The sequence below is a fragment of the Streptomyces sp. NPDC015661 genome, from assembly GCF_043077765.1.
Classification (GTDB): Bacteria; Actinomycetota; Actinomycetes; order Streptomycetales; family Streptomycetaceae; genus Streptomyces.
Genome location: NZ_JBIBST010000014.1, coordinates 130,663 through 146,204, shown reverse-complemented (window position 1 = coordinate 146,204; position 15,542 = coordinate 130,663). Strand labels below are relative to the sequence as shown.

Sequence of the window (15,542 nt, the reverse complement as noted above, 5' to 3'; positions counted from 1 at the left end):
CCCGGCGGACCGCTGGAAGGCCCCTTCCCGGGCCTTGAGGCGCCCTTCCGGGGGTCCGCCGCCCCACTCCTCCCCCTCGGGTCCGCGTCCCCGCCACGGGCCGCCCAGCCCCCGCACAGCAGCTCCGCACACCAGCCCTGACCTGGGCTTTTTCTTCAACTACCCTTATTCTTGAGGGACTCGGAGGGGAGATCCACATGAGCGAGACCGCCCGTACCATCCGCACCGTCGACGACGTCCTCACCCTGCTCGACGGCCTGTTCTCACCCGCTGCCGACCGCTGGACCGAGAACGGCGCCGACTGGTGGGACGGGTTCTACGCCGACCGCGACAAGCCCGTGCCGTTCTTCGTCGCGAAGCCCGACGAGAACCTGGTGTCGTACGTCGAGCAGGGTCTGCTCCCGGCCGGCGGCAAGGTCCTCGACCTCGGCTGCGGGCCCGGCCGGAACGCCCTGTACCTCGCCTCGGCCGGCTTCGACGTGACCGCCGTCGACCTCTCGCCCACCGCCATCGCCTGGGCGGAGGAACGGGCCCGGGACACGAGCGCCGAGGGCGTCCGGTTCGTGTGCGGGGACGCCTTCACGGCCGTCCTCGACGGCCCGTACGACCTCGTCTACGACTCCGGCTGCTTCCACCACCTGCCCCCGCACCGCCGCGTCAGCTACCTCGCCCTCCTCGACCGTACCCTCGCCCCCGGCGGGCACTTCGCGCTCACCGCTTTCGCGGCGGGCGAGGGCGGCATGGGCTCGGAGCTTCCGGACGCCGACTTCTACCGGGAGGGGAAGCTGCACGGCGGGCTCGCGTACACCGACGTCGCCCTCCGCGCGATCTTCGCCGACCTCACCGAGATCGAACTCCGCCGCATGCACTCCCTGTCCGCCGCGTCCCCCGCCTTCGGCGAGTCCTTCCTCTGGACCGGTCTCTTCCGCCGACAGTGACAACAGCGGCTCACCCCATCGCCTCCAGATGCGCCGCCAGCCGGTCGTACTGCTCCCTCACCCCCGCCTCCATGCCCGCCGCCAGCGCCTGGTCCCTGATCTCGTTCGAGGGCCAGAGCGACGTGCTGGTCAGGGCCGTGCCGCCGTCCGGAGTCGCGTCGAAGGTGAGGGTCACGCGGACCGGTTCGGCGCCCGGCATCTGCTCGAACACCTCCGTGTAGTCGAGCCGCTCCACCGGGACGACGTCCTCGTACGTGCCCGAGAAGACGATCTCCTGACCGTCCGGACCGGTCTGCCCCCAGCGCCACGCCCCGCCCGCCCGCAGGTCGATGTCGACGACCGACGTGGTCAGCCCGGCCGCCCCGTACCACTCCCGTACGTGCTCGGGCCGCGTCCAGGCCTCCCAGACGCGGGCCGGCGGGGCGTCGAAGGTGCGCGTGACCACCAGTTCGCGGTCGGCCGGCGTCGTCAGGAGGGTGACCATCGCGATCTCCCTTCACAAGGGGCCCATTCCAGGATCACCCCGGCACCCCGCCCCGGCATCCCGTCCGCCGTCCCCGTCAAGGGAATGAACATGTTCAACAGGTGAGCGCTAAAGTTCTGCCACGCGGCCGCCCGGATGAGGGCGTGGCCGCGATCTCAGACCTGTGGGGGGTCCCTTTGCCGCGCTCAACGCGCAGGCTTCCGCACGCCTTTGTCCGTGCGGCCGCCGTCTTCGCTCTCGCGGCGGGCGTCATCGCGCCCGCCGTCGTCCACGCCCCGGCCGCACACGCGGACACGGGCTCCGCCTACGACGCCACGCTCGACGACGGGCGCTACCGCGTCGGCATGCTCGGCGACGCGCTCTGGATGAAGGTCACGGTGCTGGCCTCCACCGCCCCGGACGCGCCGGTGCTCGCCTCCACCGAGGAGCTGACCCAGCTCTACGGGTACTGGACCACCGACGCGCCCCTCACCCTGCCCGAGGGCACCGCCCTCGGCGACTACCCGGTGCGCATCGACTAGCGCGTGCCCGGCCGCACCACCACCTACCGGGCGGGCGCGCTCTACAGCCACAAGCCGCACCTCGGCGTCTCCAAGGTCACCGCCGACCGGACCACCACCAGCTGGGACCACCGCCAGGTCGTCCTCTCCGGCACCACGACCAGCTGGAACCCGGCCACCGGCGAGCGCTCCACCGCGCCCGCGGGGACGCAGGTGAAGTTCTGGTTCCAGATCTACGCCGCCAACAGCGGCTACACCGACCGCACGGGCACCGCGACCGTCGGCGCCGACGGCACCTTCTTACCGTCCTCGCCGACATCCCGGCGCTCGCCCCCGTGTCCGCCTGGGACCCGAACACCTTCCAACTGCCCTCCGAGGCCACCCTCAAGCTCGTCGAGGACGGCGGCGGCATCCCGTCCCTGGGGACGTACGCCATCGACGTCACGGCCACCGACTCGCTCGGCAACAAGCTGACCCGCACCGACGCCGGCCGGCTCGACTTCCGGCTGCGGCCCGAGCTCGCGTTCGGCGTCGGCGTCCCCGCCTGGGACGACCGCAACGCCCGCCCCCAGGGCACCCTGACCGGTGTCCAGCCCGGCTCCGGGGACGTGGTGCCGCTGCCCGAGCGCCAGGTCTCCGTCCGGCGCGACGGGGCGGCCGTCGAGGCCCCCCGGACCCTCGTCACCTCCGCCACCGGCGACTTCACCGGCGAGCCGTACGCCGTCGCCGGTCCCGGCGACACGTTCACGGCCTCGTTCGCCGAGGACAGCACCGAGGTGCACGGCACCGTGCACGCCTCCCGCGACGTGTGGGAGTACAAGCCCCGCCGCGTCACGGCCACCGCGGCAGCCGACAGGAAGCGGGCGTTCGACGGCGAGACCGTCACCGTCAGCGGCCTCCTCACCGACCCGGCCGCCGCCGGAGCGCCGCTCGCCGAGCAGCCCGTCCGGGTGGCCTTCGGCCCGCGGAGCAAGACCGTACTCACGGACGCCACCGGCAGGTTCAGCGCGCAACTCCTCGCCTCGGCCGGAGCGGGCCAGTACGAGTGGGAGGTCACCTCGGGCGACCCGTTCCTGAGCTTCGACCGGCTCTCGGGCCCGCTCGCCGTCCCCCTGGACTCCCGCACCGACCTCCTGGCCGCCTCGCTCTCCGCCGACGGCAGCGTCTCGGTGACCGTCTCCCTCCGCGCCGTGTACGCGCCGGACATGTACTTCTCCGAGCAGACCGTCCAGCTGGAGCAGTCCGTCGTCGGCGGCTGGAAGCGGGTCACGCCCAGGGAGATGATCTACGGCGGGAACGAGATCACCCTCAACGCGGCCGGCCGGGGCGGCTGGTACCGGGTCCGTCACCTGACGACCGACGAGCTCGCCGAGTCCGCCACGTACTCCTTCCGGCTCGTCCGCAGCGACACCCGGATCGTCTCCCTGAACGCCGGCCCCGAGCCGGTCACCAAGGGCGGGTACGTGACCGTCACCGGCGGACTCCAGCACTACTGGAACGGCGCCTGGCGGGCGTACGGGAACGCGCCGGTCGTCCTGCAGTTCCAGGCGAAGGGCACGACGGCCTGGAGGCAGATGGCGACGGGCCGGTCCAACGCGAGCGGCAACGTCTCCCTCAAGGTGAAGGCGACCGCCGACGGCACCTGGCGGATCCGCCACTACTCCGCCGACCACCTGCACTTCCACTCCCCGGCCTCGGCCGGCGGGGACTACGTCGACGTGCGCTGACCGACGTCACCGAGAAACGCCCGAGGGCGGCACCCCCACCAGGGGGTGCCGCCCTCGTTCGCGTTCGCGAGGTGCGCGTTCAGCGATGAACTGCCGATCCGTCAGGATCAGAAGTCCATGTCACCGCCCGGCATGCCGCCGCCGGCCGGCGCAGCGGCCTTCTCCGGCTTGTCGGCGATGACGGCCTCGGTGGTGAGGAACAGCGCGGCGATCGACGCGGCGTTCTGCAGCGCGGAGCGCGTGACCTTCGCCGGGTCGATGATGCCCTCGGCGATGAGGTCGACGTACTCGTTGGTCGCGGCGTTGAGGCCGTGGCCGACGGGCAGGTTGCGGACCTTCTCCGCCACGACGCCGCCCTCGAGACCGGCGTTGACCGCGATCTGCTTCAGCGGGGCCTCAAGGGCCAGCTTGACGATGTTGGCACCGGTGGCCTCGTCGCCCGACAGGTCGGCCTCGAGCTTCTCGAAGACGTTCGACGCCTGGAGCAGGGCCACGCCACCGCCGGCGACGATGCCCTCCTCGACGGCCGCCTTCGCGTTGCGAACGGCGTCCTCGATGCGGTGCTTGCGCTCCTTGAGCTCGACCTCGGTCGCGGCACCGGCCTTGATGACGGCCACGCCGCCGGCCAGCTTCGCGAGGCGCTCCTGGAGCTTCTCGCGGTCGTAGTCCGAGTCGGAGTTCTCGATCTCGGCGCGGATCTGGTTCACGCGACCCGCGACCTGCTCGCTGTCACCGGCACCGTCGACGATGGTGGTCTCGTCCTTGGTGATGACGACCTTGCGGGCGCGGCCGAGCAGGTCGAGGCCCGCGTTCTCGAGCTTGAGGCCGACCTCCTCGGAGATGACCGTGCCGCCCGTGAGGATGGCGATGTCGTTCAGCATGGCCTTGCGGCGGTCGCCGAAGCCCGGGGCCTTGACGGCGACGGACTTGAAGGTGCCGCGGATCTTGTTGACGACCAGGGTCGACAGGGCCTCGCCCTCGACGTCCTCGGCGATGATCAGCAGCGGCTTGCCCGACTGCATGACCTTCTCCAGGAGCGGAAGGAGGTCCTTCACGGAGGAGATCTTGGAGTTGACGATCAGGAGGTACGGGTCGTCGAGCGACGCCTCCATGCGCTCCATGTCGGTCGCGAAGTACGCCGAGATGTAGCCCTTGTCGAAGCGCATACCCTCGGTGAGCTCCAGCTCCAGACCGAAGGTCTGGGACTCCTCGACGGTGATGACGCCTTCCTTGCCGACCTTGTCCATCGCCTCGGCGATGAGCTCGCCGATCTGGGTGTCGGCGGCGGAGATGGAGGCCGTGGAAGCGATCTGCTCCTTGGTCTCGACATCCTTCGCCTGCTCGAGCAGGGCGCCGGAGACGGCCTCGACGGCCTTCTCGATGCCGCGCTTGAGGGCCATCGGGTTGGCACCGGCGGCGACGTTGCGGAGACCCTCGCGGACGAGCGCCTGGGCGAGGACGGTGGCGGTGGTCGTACCGTCGCCGGCGACGTCGTCCGTCTTCTTGGCGACTTCCTTGACCAGCTCGGCGCCGATCTTCTCGTACGGGTCCTCGAGCTCGATCTCCTTGGCGATGGAGACACCATCGTTGGTGATCGTGGGGGCGCCCCACTTCTTCTCGAGGACGACGTTGCGGCCCTTGGGGCCGAGGGTGACCTTGACGGCGTCAGCGAGCTGGTTCATGCCGCGCTCGAGACCGCGCCGGGCCTCCTCGTCGAACGCGATGATCTTGGCCATGTGAAGTGGTCCTCCCGGACATGGGGTGGATAACGCTCCAGGACCGCGCCGACGCCCGCGACGGACGGCCTCCGCGACTCCGCGTGGTTCCTTGCCCCACCCGGCCGGCGGCCTCGTCTGCCCGATCCTCGTAGCACTCTCACCTTCCGAGTGCTAACGCCAATGATTAGCACTCGCCCTAGGAGAGTGCAAGCGACTCTCGCGTTTCGGGAGGTGACCGGGGGGTGGCCGGACCGGGAACGCGCGAGGGGTCCGCATCCCCTCAGGGATGCGGACCCCTCGACGGCGTTGCGTCGGTGGCCGATCGCGCCGCGCTCAGACGGCGAGCTTGACCATGTCCGCCTGCGGACCCTTCTGGCCCTGCGAGATCTCGAACTCGACCCGCTGGCCTTCTTCGAGGCTGCGGTAGCCATCCATCTGGATCGCGCTGTAGTGGACGAAAACATCCGCACCACCGTCTACCGCGATGAAGCCGTAGCCCTTCTCCGCGTTGAACCACTTGACGGTGCCCTGAGCCATGCCTAACTCCCCTATTACTGGCCCTTGCGCGGGACCGCACTTCGCGGACCCGGGTCAGACCCTGCGCCGGAACGCGTCGACCGCGGCTGAATGTATCTGCCCAACTGCCCTCTGCAACAGGTCATTCGACCGGGAATTCTGGGCGCCCTGGAAAGGGGAATTGGGGATAATCCCCTGGATGACGGGGCAAGTCGGGCCCGGCAAAGCGCGCAGAAGGTACACAACGCGCACACACTTTGGCTGCTTCTTGTCGTGCGGGGACGCATTCTCATATGCGCTTGGCATGAGCAGCGGAGGGGACTTCCCCAACTCTACCGCGCTCAACCATGCAGAATTGCCCCTTCCGCTTATCGCGCGGAAGGGGCAATTCGTACTGACCGGTAAGGCGCAATGGGCCCGTTGCGGCTCAGCAGCCGCCTGCGACGGCCGGAATGATCGAGACGCCCGCGCCGGCCGGGGTGGCCGTCTCCAGGCCCTGCTCGAAGCGCACGTCGTCGTCGTTCACGTAGACGTTGACGAAGCGGCGCAGCTTGCCCTGGTCGTCCAGGACACGGGCGGCGATACCCGTGTGGTTCTTCTCCAGGTCCGCGATGACCTCGGCGAGGGTCGCGCCCTCGGCCTGGACCTCGGACTGGCCGCCCGTGTAGGTGCGGAGGATGGTGGGGATGCGGACGTTCACGGCCATGTCTTCGTAAACCTTTCAGTGGGCCAGGAGGGCGGGCCGGCTCAGAGCGCCAGGCCGGCTTCGCGGAACGCGTCCAGGCTCGGGCGGATGGTGGCGGTCGCCTGAGAGGTGTCGGCCACCGCGTCCAGGGTCTTGAGTCCGTCGCCGGTGTTGAGGACGACGGTGGTGAGGTTCGGGTCGATGAGACCGGCCTCGACGAGCTTCTTCGTCACGCCGACGGTCACGCCGCCCGCGGTCTCGGCGAAGACGCCCTCGGTCTGCGCGAGGAGCTTGATGGCGTCGACGACCTGCTCGTCGTTGACGTCCTCCACGGCGCCGCCGGTCCGGCGGGCGATGTCGAGGACGTACGGGCCGTCGGCCGGGTTGCCGATGGCGAGGGACTTGGCGATGGTGTTCGGCTTCTGGGGCCGTACGACGTCGTGGCCGGCCTTGAAGGCCGCCGACACCGGGGAGCAGCCCTCGGCCTGGGCACCGAAGATCTTGTACGGCTTGTCCTCGACGAGGCCCAGCTTGATGAGCTCCTGCAGACCCTTGTCGATCTTCGTGAGCTGCGAGCCGGAGGCGATCGGGATGACGATCTGGTCGGGCAGCTGCCAGCCGAGCTGCTCGCAGATCTCGTACGCGAGCGTCTTGGAGCCCTCGCCGTAGTACGGACGGAGGTTGACGTTCACGAAGCCCCAGCCCTCGCCGAGCGGGTCGCCGATGAGCTCCGAGCAGAAGCGGTTGACGTCGTCGTAGTTGCCCTCGATGGCGACGAGGTCACCGCCGTAGACACCGGCCATGACGACCTTGCCCTGCTCCAGGTCGTGCGGGATGAACACGCAGGAGCGGAAGCCGGCGCGGGCGGCGGCGGCGCCGACGGCGCCGGCCAGGTTGCCGGTGGAGGAGCAGGAGAGGGTGGTGAAGCCGAAGGCGCGGGCGGCTTCGAGGGCCTGGGCGACGACCCGGTCCTTGAAGGAGTGGGTCGGGTTGCCGGAGTCGTCCTTGACGAAGAGCTTGCCGGGGGCGACGCCGATCTCGCGGGCGAGGTTGTCGGCCTGGACGAGCTTGGTCCAGCCGGGGTTCAGGTTGGGCTTCTCGGCGACGTCCGCGGGGACGGGCAGGAGGGGGGCGTAGCGCCAGATGTTGGCGGGGCCGGCCTCGATCTGCTTGCGCAGCGCCTCGGGGTCACCGGTGGGAAGGTCGTACGCGACCTCGAGCGGTCCGAAACAGAGTTCGCAGGCGAAGATCGGTCCGAGCGGGAAGGATTCACCACATTCGCGACAGGAAAGTCCGGACGCGGGACCGAGGTCGACGGTGGTGGGTGCGACGGTCTGAACAGCCATGGAGGCGAGGCCCTTTCTCCTCATCTTTCCCATGACGAATTTTTCGCCATGAGACGGATTTGGCACCTTCCCTAGCCGGGAGCCTCGCTGGAGGACGAGTAACCGACTGGAGGGTTGCCGGGGCTTCAACGGGCCGTTTCCCTCTGCCCCTCTGGATGAGCGGTATTCGATTGTGAAGTGCGGTGGACTTTCGTTCCTGCACTCCGACGCGGGCGGCACCCCGACGTGCATCGGGCATCCGCGTTGTTCAAGACTGTAACCGAAGGCCCGGACGCTTGGACCGGCCGTCCGAACCGCGAGATGGAGAGAGATCACGTGCTGGAAGAGGTGGAGCGCTGGCTGGACCGGCGGTCCTGGTCCGTGACGGACCGGCCGCTGGAGCGAATCCTCGCCGCCAAGCGGAACACGAAGGTCAGCGTCGTCCTGCCCGCGCTGAACGAGGAGGCGACGGTCGGGGACATCGTCTCCGTGATCCGGCGCGAGCTGATGACCGAGTCCGTCCCCCTCGTGGACGAGCTGGTGGTGATCGACTCGGGTTCCACGGACCGTACGGCGGAGGTGGCCGCGGCGGCCGGCGCGCGGGTTGTCGCGCGGGACGCGATACTCCCCCGCATACCGGCGGTCCCCGGCAAGGGCGAGGTGCTCTGGCGGTCGCTGATGGTGACGAGCGGGGACGTGGTCTGCTTCGTGGACGCGGACCTGCGGGACTTCTCGGCGGACTTCGTGACGGGGATCGTGGGCCCGCTGCTCACGGACCCGGACGTGGACTTCGTGAAGGCGATGTACGACCGCCCGTTCGGAGACACCCCCGGTCAGGGCGGCAGGGTCACCGAACTGGTGGCGCGCCCCCTCCTCAACCTCCACTGGCCGCAGCTGGCCGGTTTCGTGCAGCCGCTGGGCGGCGAGTACGCGGCGCGGCGCTCGCTGCTCGAACGGCTGCCGTTCCCGGTCGGTTACGGAGTGGAGCTGGGGCTGCTCGTGGACGCCCTGCACACGGTGGGCCTGGACGCGCTCGCACAGGTGGACGTGGGGGTGCGCAAGCACCGGCACCAGGACGGGCAGGCGCTGGGCCGGATGGCGGCGGCGATCTACCGGACGGCGCAGCTGCGGCTCTCGCGGGGGCACCTGGTGCGGCCGCGGCTGACGCAGTTCGAGCGGGGCGAGAAGGGCTTCGAGCCGCGGACGTACGCGGTGGACACGGAGGAGCGGCCGCCGATGGCCGAGATCGCGGAGTACGCGCACCGCCGCGTGGCGTAACGGCTCACGATGATCCGTTTTGCATACATTGCCCATTTATCCGCTTCACGCAACTTCACCTGGGCAGGGTGCTCGCGGTCCTCGGGCTCACAGCGGGCCCGATCGCGTTCACGGCGGCCGGTCCGGCCGCCGCGGACGTGGTCGAGCCCTTCGGCAAGCGGTACGACGAGTCGCTGTACGGCGACTTCGCCACGATCGGCAACACGGTCATGGGCTGCCCGACCGCCCCGGCGGACCTGGCGGCCCCCTGCGCGACGGCGGCCTCGGGCCAGGGCTCGGACAACAACAACACCTTCGTGATGCGGCGGGTCGGCGCGGGCGGCGTCGGGGACGCCGGGTACGGCTCCAGCACCGGCCACGTGAAGATCCCGGCGGGCGCCGAGGTCGCGTACGCCCGCCTCTTCTGGGGCGGGAACGACGGCACGTACAAGGGCCCGAGCGGCGCCCTGCTGAAGCGCTGCGACATCTCGGGCGCGGACGTCGGGCGCTCCCCCGGCGACCCGACGACGACGGCCCCGGTGATCAAGGTCGGGGCGGGTCCCGCCACCCCGGTCTCGATCGACAGCATGGTCGCGGACCCGGCCGACACCAGCGGCCCGCACTACTACACGGGCGAATCCGACGTGACCGCCGCCTTCGCGGGCGTCTCGGGGACGGACGCACAGGTGGCGGTCGGCAGCCTGTGGGCCCCGGACGGCAAGGGCTGTGTGGCCGGCTGGTCCCTGACGGTCGTCCACAGGTTCCCCGGCCCGGACCCGGTGAAGGCGGCGATGCGCGGCCGACGCGACTGACCTGCGGCAACTCCCTGTGGCCGAATCGGCTCGTCTCGTATACGTACGTTTGAGCGTTTACCGGACGGGCTAGGTTCGCCACATGGCAACTGTGCTGGTGGCATCCAACCGGGGCCCGGTCTCGTACGTGCTGGGCGAGGACGGTTCGCTGGACGCCCGCAAGGGCGGCGGCGGCCTGGCGTCGGCCCTGAGCACCATCGACTCCCGCGAGAGCCTCTGGGTGTGCGCGGCGCTCGGCGAGGGCGACCGGGAGGCGGTGCGACGCGGGACCGGCGAGCCGGGCGTGCGGATGCTGGACATCGACCCGGGGGTCTACGCGGACGCGTACAACGGCATCGCGAACTCGGTGCTGTGGTTCCTCCACCACCACCTGTACGACATCCCGCGCGAGCCGGTCTTCGACGCGGAGTTCCGCCGCCGCTGGGAGTCGTACCGGAGCTACAACCGCGCGTTCGCGGAGGCCCTGGCGGCGGAGGCGGCGGAGGGCGGGGCGGTCCTGGTGCAGGACTACCACCTGGCGCTGGTTCCGGGACAGCTCCGGGACCTGCGCCCGGACCTCCGCATCGCCCACTTCACCCATACCCCCTGGGCATCGCCCGCGTACCTGCGCATGCTGCCGACCGACATCCGCGAGGAGCTCCTGCGCGGGATGCTCGGCGCGGACCGGCTGGGCTTCCACACGCGCGCGTGGGCGGAGGCCTTCGAGAACGGCGCGGGCGACCCGGGACGCACGCGGGTGGCGGCGTACCCGCTGGGAGTCGACGCCGACGACCTGAGGGCACTGGCGTACCGCCCGGAGGTGGACGACCGCCTGGCCCGCCTCCGCGAGGAGATCGGCGACCGCAAGACCATCGTCCGGGTGGACCGCACGGAACTCTCGAAGAACATCCTGCGAGGCCTGCAGGCCTACCGCGAACTCCTGACCACCCACCCGGAATGGCGGAACCGGGTGGTCCACCTGGCGTCCGCCTACCCCTCCCGCCAGGACCTGGAGTCGTACCGCGCGTACACGGCGGCGGTGAAGGAACTGGCGGAGGAGATCAACACCGAGTTCGGCACGGCGGACTGGCAGCCGGTCCTGGTCTCGGTGAAGGACGACTTCACCCGCTCCCTGGCCGCCTACCGCCTGGCGGACGTGGCCCTGGTGAACCCCGTGCGCGACGGCATGAACCTGGTCGCGAAGGAGATACCGGTCGTCTCGGAGTCGGGCTGCGCCCTCGTCCTGTCGACGGGCGCGGGCGCGTACGAGGAACTGAAGGAGGACGCGCTCACGGTGAACCCCTTCGACGTGACGGAGACGGCCCAGGCCCTGCACACGGCCCTGACGATGCCCCCCACGGAACGAGCGGACCGCACCAAACGCCTGGCCGCCGCGGCCACCGCCCTCCCCCCACAACGGTGGTTCCTGGACCAGCTGGAGGCCCTGCGGGAGCGGTGAGCCGGTGGCCCGGCGGACGGTCGAGGCGAGGGGAGAGCGTGTCGACCCGGCTGACGGAACCGTCTGATCACGTCGACCTGCTTGCGGCCGGGGCCGCTACTGGCCTCGACGGCGCTGTAGTACGTGCCGTGCCGGGTGGTTCGGGGCCGGCTCCGCCCGACGGCGCGGGCGGAGCGGGGCTGCCGTTCAGGAGGAGAGGCGCTTCAGTGCCGCGGTGGCGATGCCTTCGACGTAGGCCGGGGCGTGGGCGGGCCGACCGGTGAGCTCGACGATGGCGACCCTGGTGCCGCTGCGCAGGACCGCGACCCCGCCGGTGGCGGTTCCGTCGCCGTTGTAGGCCGGGTACCAGCGGGCGGTGCCGCCGGTGGTGGTCAGGGTGTGGGCCGCGCCGTAGCGCCAGTGGCCGGCCGGCTCGTCCTGGCAGTCCTGAACGAGCGCGACGAGCTGCTTCTCCCAGGTGGCGGCCGCGGTCCCGGTGGGGGCGCTCGCGGCCGACTCGGTCAGCATGCTGTCGGTGGCGAAGGTCCAGTTCACGGACGCGTACGCGGTGGCGTTGCCCTTGGTCAGGTCGCGCATCGTCTCCTCTCCGGAGCACGCGGACAGCGCCTGGCGTCCGGTCAGCGCAACGGTCGCGCCGACCGGGTTCAGGCCCTTCTGGAAGTAGTCCTCGCTCTGGACGAGGTGGGCGGAGCCGAGTCCGGGCGCGGCGACCACAGCCGAGCGGGCGGCGGCGGCCGCGGTGCGGTGCGCGGCCCCGTGGGCGGTGGCCGACTGGGTGCCGACGACGGTGGCCGTGATCAGTGCGGCGGCGAAGCAGGCCGCGGCGGCGACCCGGTTGCGGCGAACGGACTTCTGCTGGACGGTCCGGTTCTCGGTCATCTGGTCCCCCTGCTGGTCGGGACGCCTGCTGCGTCCTCGTACAACCGGGGGAGATGCCGCCGGAGGAGGGAAAGTTGGAGCTCTGACCGGCTGTTTCACAGCTGTGACAGAGCGGTCCTGACGACGCGGTCCATCGCGGCCGTCCCCAGGCAGGCGTCGACTTCGAGCACCCCGTAGTGGGTGCCGCTGCGCAGCACGGCGATGCCGCCGCAGGGCTCCTCGCCCTCGGGCGCTGTGCCGGTGGTGTTGAGGGATCCCTGGTAGACGCCCATCCAGCTCGCGGTGACGTCCGGGGCGAGCCGCAGCGTCGTGGTCCTTCCGTAGACCCAGTGCCCTGGCGCTTCCTCCTGGCAGGGCACCTGCTCCAGCAGCAGGCGCTCGGCGAAGTTCTGCGCCAGGGAAGGGCTCCGGGCCTCGGCGGCGACCTCGCGGGCGACCTGGTCGGCACCGTCCAAGGCCAGTGTGGGGTCGCTCGGGTTGGTGCGGGGGCTGGTCATCAGTCCGCGGAAGTGGGCACCGGGCCCGCCCAGGGTCTCCGTGAGGGTCTTCTCCCCGGTGCAGGCCGAGTTGGCGTAATGCCCGTCGCCGTACCGGTCGGTGACGTGGATCTTCCCGATGCCGTCGTCCGGGCCGAACGCAGCGGGTTCCAGAAGGTTCGCCTTCGTCACCGGACCGGTCGCACCGGTCGGCGAGCCGGAGCCGGAGGCCGAGGGCGCGGGCGTCGGGGCGGACACGCCGGGCGTCGCGGGAGCGGACACGCCCTGAGATGCCCCGCCGGCCGCGGCAACCGACCGCTCTGGCGGGTGCGCATCGGCGCCGGGGGGCGAGGGCAAGATGAATCGGCCGGTCGCCAGCCCGAGCGCGGCGGCGGCCACCAGGGCGGCGACGGCGGACCGGGGCCGGACGACGGCGTGGCCGCCGCCCGTCGCGGGACCGCCGCTCACGGACCGGTGACCAGGCGCTCGCGCATGAAGCGGCGGGCCTGGTGGATGCGGTCCTTGACCGTGCCCAACGGGGCGTCCAGCTGCTCGGCCACCTGGCCGTAGGTCAGGTCGCCCAGGTCGCGCAGCACGAAGGACTCCACCAGGGTGGGGTGCTGCTGTTCCAGCGCGGCCAACGCCTCCATCAGGTCGAGCCGACTCCCGGCGATGACGCTGGTGGTGCGCGGGTCGACGGACTCGGGGAGGTCGGCGTGGCTGTCCTCGGCGCGTCGGCGCATCGAGCGGTAGGTGGACCGGGCGGCGTTCGAGGCGATCACCGTCACCCAGCCCAGGAAGGAACCGTGGCCGCCGTACTCACCCAGGTGCGTGCTGATGGACAGGAGGGCGTCCTGCGCGGCCTCCTCCGCGTCGGCGTGGTGGGGCAGGAAGCGCGAGCAGCGTCGCAGCACCATCGGCCGCAGCTTGGCCAGCAGGTACTCCATCGCCCCCGGGTCCCCCGCCCGGGCAGCCGCCACGAGCCGTTCCAGCTCGCCTTCCTCGAACACCCGGATCCCCCCGTTTCGTTCCGCCTGGCATCCCGCCCGCCGAACGGGAGTTCCCCACTCCCCCTCGACTCCGGCAGAATGCTGCCACATGCGCAAGCTCGGCCGTTACCTCCTCCTGGACCGGCTCGGAGCCGGCTCCTTCGCGACGGTCTGGAAGGCCTACGATCCGGAGCTCGACACCGAGGTCGCGGTGAAGGTGCTGGCCGACAACTGGGCCGCCAACGCCGATGTGCGCGAGCGGTTCCTGGCGGAGGCGAGGCTGCTGCGCCGGATCGCCAGCCCGCGGGTGGTCCGCGTGCACGACGTCGGGGTGCAGGAGGACCGGCCCTACTTCGTCATGGACTACGTACGCGGCGGCACCCTGGAGGACCGGGTCGGCCGGTGCGACCCGCAGGAGGCGCTGCGGCTGGCCGCGGAGGCGGGCTACGCGGTCCAGGTCCTGCACGAGGCGGGTGTGGTGCACCGCGACGTCAAGCCGTCAAACATGCTGCTCGCCACCGGCCCCGCGCCCGCCGCGGTGCTCGTCGCGGATCTGGGCAGCGCGAAGCAACTGGCCGACGCGTCCGGGCTGACGGTGACCACGGGCACGCCCGCGTACATGGCACCGGAACAGGCCTTCCACACCGGCGGGTTCGACGGAAGGGCCGATGTGTACGCGCTGGCCGTCGTGGCCTACGAGCTGCTGACCGGGCAGAAGCCGTTCGGCCCGGGCGGGCGCGCGACAGCCCTGATGACCAACCAGCCGACCGCCTCGACGCTGCCGGCGCTCCCCGCCGAAGCGGAGCTTCCACCGAACGTCGCCCTGCTGCTACGGGCCGCGATGTCCGTCGAGCCGGCGGATCGACCGCCGACCGCCCAGGCCTTCGCAGACGCGCTGCTGGCTCCCGTCCCGCAGTCCCAGCCCCCGGAGGGCCCCAGATGGCTGACCCCGCGCGCGGTCTGTCTGGCGTCGGGCGCGGTGTTCACGGCGACGACCCTCCTGAGCTGGCTGCGGCGTTGAACCCCACAGGGAGGCCGGGCGTGCCGGGGCCCTGGCCGAGGCCGACCTCCGCAGTGGGCCGCCGGCGCTTGAGCCGGAGACCGTCGAGACCAAGCGGTACGGGCTGACGGATGCTCTGGACGATCTGGCGGACGCGGACGATCCCTTCGAGCGCCTGGGGGTGGCCGGGGTCGTCCTCAGCGGTGCCGCCGACCCGCTCCTCGACCACCACCGCGCGTGGCCGGGCTGCGGAAAGTGGCTGCCCAGGCGGCTCCTTGAGGCCGAGGAGGAGCGGGGCGGAGCCCTTCTGCGCGGGCACCGGCATCTGTGCGGGACAGGTGACCCGGCGCTGTTGACCGACGCGGCCGTCCACCTCCTCGACCTCGTCGGCGAACCGCTCCGTCGGTGAGGACGCCGGGTTCGCCGCCCTGCACGACGTCGCCCTGCTCAGCGCCATGTACGGGATGTTCGCCGGGGCGGCGCACGCCTTCGCCCTGATTCGGCGGGAGGACATCGACCCCGTGGCCTTCGCCCCGCTGCTCGCCGACTGGCTCACCGCCATGGCCCAGGGCGTCCACGGGACCGCCGCCCAGCTCAAGAGCGGCGACTACACCGCCGGCGTGGTCTCGAACCTCGCCATGCAGGTGGCGGGCACGCCGACGTTCCTGGCCACGGCCGAGGGACAGGGCGTCAGTCCGGAGCTGCTGCGGCCCTACTTCGAGCTGATGCGGCGGCGGCTCGACAAGGGCAGTGGGGAGGAGGACCTGACCGGCGTGGTGGACCTGTTGCTTCGTTGAG

At 71.2% G+C, this 15,542-nt stretch carries 16 protein-coding genes, 1 pseudogene and 1 riboswitch; of the genes and pseudogenes, 8 read left to right on the top strand and 9 right to left on the bottom strand.

The genetic code is table 11. The features are described from left to right. Positions 1–197 precede the first annotated feature (197 nt). Entirely contained in the window at positions 198–938 is a 741-nt protein-coding gene (locus ACF07V_RS32400; protein ID WP_392159255.1) for a class I SAM-dependent methyltransferase, read from the top strand. 10 nt (positions 939–948) lie between these two features. Here the strand turns inward: ACF07V_RS32400 and ACF07V_RS32395 are convergent, their stop codons facing one another. Beyond that, positions 949–1,422, bottom strand: coding sequence for an SRPBCC domain-containing protein (locus tag ACF07V_RS32395; RefSeq protein WP_392159254.1), 474 nt, complete (start codon positions 1,420–1,422; stop codon positions 949–951). Positions 1,423–1,598: 176 nt separating this feature from the next. Between ACF07V_RS32395 and ACF07V_RS32390 the strand changes: the two genes are divergently transcribed. Beyond that, on the top strand, positions 1,599–1,943 hold the full coding sequence (locus tag ACF07V_RS32390) for a hypothetical protein (protein WP_392159253.1): 345 nt from the start codon (positions 1,599–1,601) through the stop codon (positions 1,941–1,943). A 314-nt stretch (positions 1,944–2,257) separates the two neighbouring features. Continuing rightward, a complete protein-coding gene (locus tag ACF07V_RS32385) occupies positions 2,258–3,649 on the top strand; it encodes a hypothetical protein (protein ID WP_392159252.1) in 1,392 nt (463 codons plus the stop codon). A gap of 107 nt (positions 3,650–3,756) precedes the next feature. On the opposite strand, the gene groL is transcribed toward ACF07V_RS32385, so the two are convergent. The 4 genes from groL to thrC form a co-directional block, all read right to left on the bottom strand. Beyond that, positions 3,757–5,385: a chaperonin GroEL gene (groL, locus tag ACF07V_RS32380; RefSeq protein ID WP_351180160.1), complete on the bottom strand. Its 1,629-nt coding sequence runs from the start codon at positions 5,383–5,385 to the stop codon at positions 3,757–3,759. A 315-nt stretch (positions 5,386–5,700) separates the two neighbouring features. After that, the gene (locus tag ACF07V_RS32375) at positions 5,701–5,904 is read right to left on the bottom strand and encodes a cold-shock protein (protein ID WP_015035246.1); all 204 of its coding nucleotides are present in this window, start codon (positions 5,902–5,904) and stop codon (positions 5,701–5,703) included. A 406-nt stretch (positions 5,905–6,310) separates the two neighbouring features. Then, a complete protein-coding gene (locus tag ACF07V_RS32370) occupies positions 6,311–6,589 on the bottom strand; it encodes a MoaD/ThiS family protein (RefSeq protein WP_017238235.1) in 279 nt (92 codons plus the stop codon). Between the two features lie 41 nt (positions 6,590–6,630). Further along, a complete protein-coding gene (gene thrC, locus ACF07V_RS32365; protein WP_392159295.1) occupies positions 6,631–7,938 on the bottom strand; it encodes a threonine synthase in 1,308 nt (435 codons plus the stop codon). Next, a riboswitch (SAM riboswitch) is annotated at positions 7,932–8,076 on the bottom strand. (Overlaps the previous gene by 7 nt.) 153 nt (positions 8,077–8,229) lie before the next feature. Between thrC and ACF07V_RS32360 the strand changes: the two genes are divergently transcribed. The 3 genes from ACF07V_RS32360 to ACF07V_RS32350 all read left to right on the top strand — a co-directional run bounded on the left by ACF07V_RS32360 (position 8,230) and on the right by ACF07V_RS32350 (position 11,400). Then, entirely contained in the window at positions 8,230–9,171 is a 942-nt protein-coding gene (locus tag ACF07V_RS32360) for a glucosyl-3-phosphoglycerate synthase (RefSeq protein ID WP_392159251.1), read from the top strand. 68 nt (positions 9,172–9,239) lie between these two features. Beyond that, entirely contained in the window at positions 9,240–9,962 is a 723-nt protein-coding gene (locus ACF07V_RS32355) for a hypothetical protein (RefSeq protein WP_392159250.1), read from the top strand. Between the two features lie 82 nt (positions 9,963–10,044). Then, a complete protein-coding gene (locus tag ACF07V_RS32350; protein WP_392159249.1) occupies positions 10,045–11,400 on the top strand; it encodes a trehalose-6-phosphate synthase in 1,356 nt (451 codons plus the stop codon). A gap of 186 nt (positions 11,401–11,586) precedes the next feature. On the opposite strand, the gene ACF07V_RS32345 is transcribed toward ACF07V_RS32350, so the two are convergent. The 3 genes from ACF07V_RS32345 to ACF07V_RS32335 all read right to left on the bottom strand — a co-directional run bounded on the left by ACF07V_RS32345 (position 11,587) and on the right by ACF07V_RS32335 (position 13,765). Further along, the gene (locus tag ACF07V_RS32345; protein ID WP_392159248.1) at positions 11,587–12,279 is read right to left on the bottom strand and encodes a hypothetical protein; all 693 of its coding nucleotides are present in this window, start codon (positions 12,277–12,279) and stop codon (positions 11,587–11,589) included. 95 nt (positions 12,280–12,374) lie between these two features. Next, positions 12,375–13,037 (bottom strand): hypothetical protein, encoded by a 663-nt coding sequence (locus ACF07V_RS32340; RefSeq protein WP_392159247.1) that lies wholly within the window; start codon positions 13,035–13,037, stop codon positions 12,375–12,377. A 182-nt stretch (positions 13,038–13,219) separates the two neighbouring features. Next, entirely contained in the window at positions 13,220–13,765 is a 546-nt protein-coding gene (locus tag ACF07V_RS32335) for an RNA polymerase sigma factor (protein ID WP_392159246.1), read from the bottom strand. Positions 13,766–13,853: 88 nt separating this feature from the next. Here ACF07V_RS32335 and ACF07V_RS32330 point away from each other — a divergent pair, with 88 nt between their 5' ends. Continuing rightward, positions 13,854–14,765 (top strand): serine/threonine-protein kinase, encoded by a 912-nt coding sequence (locus ACF07V_RS32330; protein WP_392159245.1) that lies wholly within the window; start codon positions 13,854–13,856, stop codon positions 14,763–14,765. Here the strand turns inward: ACF07V_RS32330 and ACF07V_RS32325 are convergent. Then, positions 14,728–15,201 (bottom strand): hypothetical protein, encoded by a 474-nt coding sequence (locus ACF07V_RS32325; RefSeq protein WP_392159244.1) that lies wholly within the window; start codon positions 15,199–15,201, stop codon positions 14,728–14,730. The two genes, ACF07V_RS32330 and ACF07V_RS32325, sit on opposite strands and share 38 nt — an antisense overlap. On the opposite strand from ACF07V_RS32325, the pseudogene ACF07V_RS32320 reads away from it, so the two are divergent. Further along, positions 15,143–15,541 (top strand): annotated as a pseudogene (locus ACF07V_RS32320) (NAD(P)-dependent oxidoreductase); the annotation flags it as partial. The gene ACF07V_RS32325 and the pseudogene ACF07V_RS32320 sit on opposite strands and share 59 nt — an antisense overlap. Position 15,542: the final 1 nt, after the last annotated feature.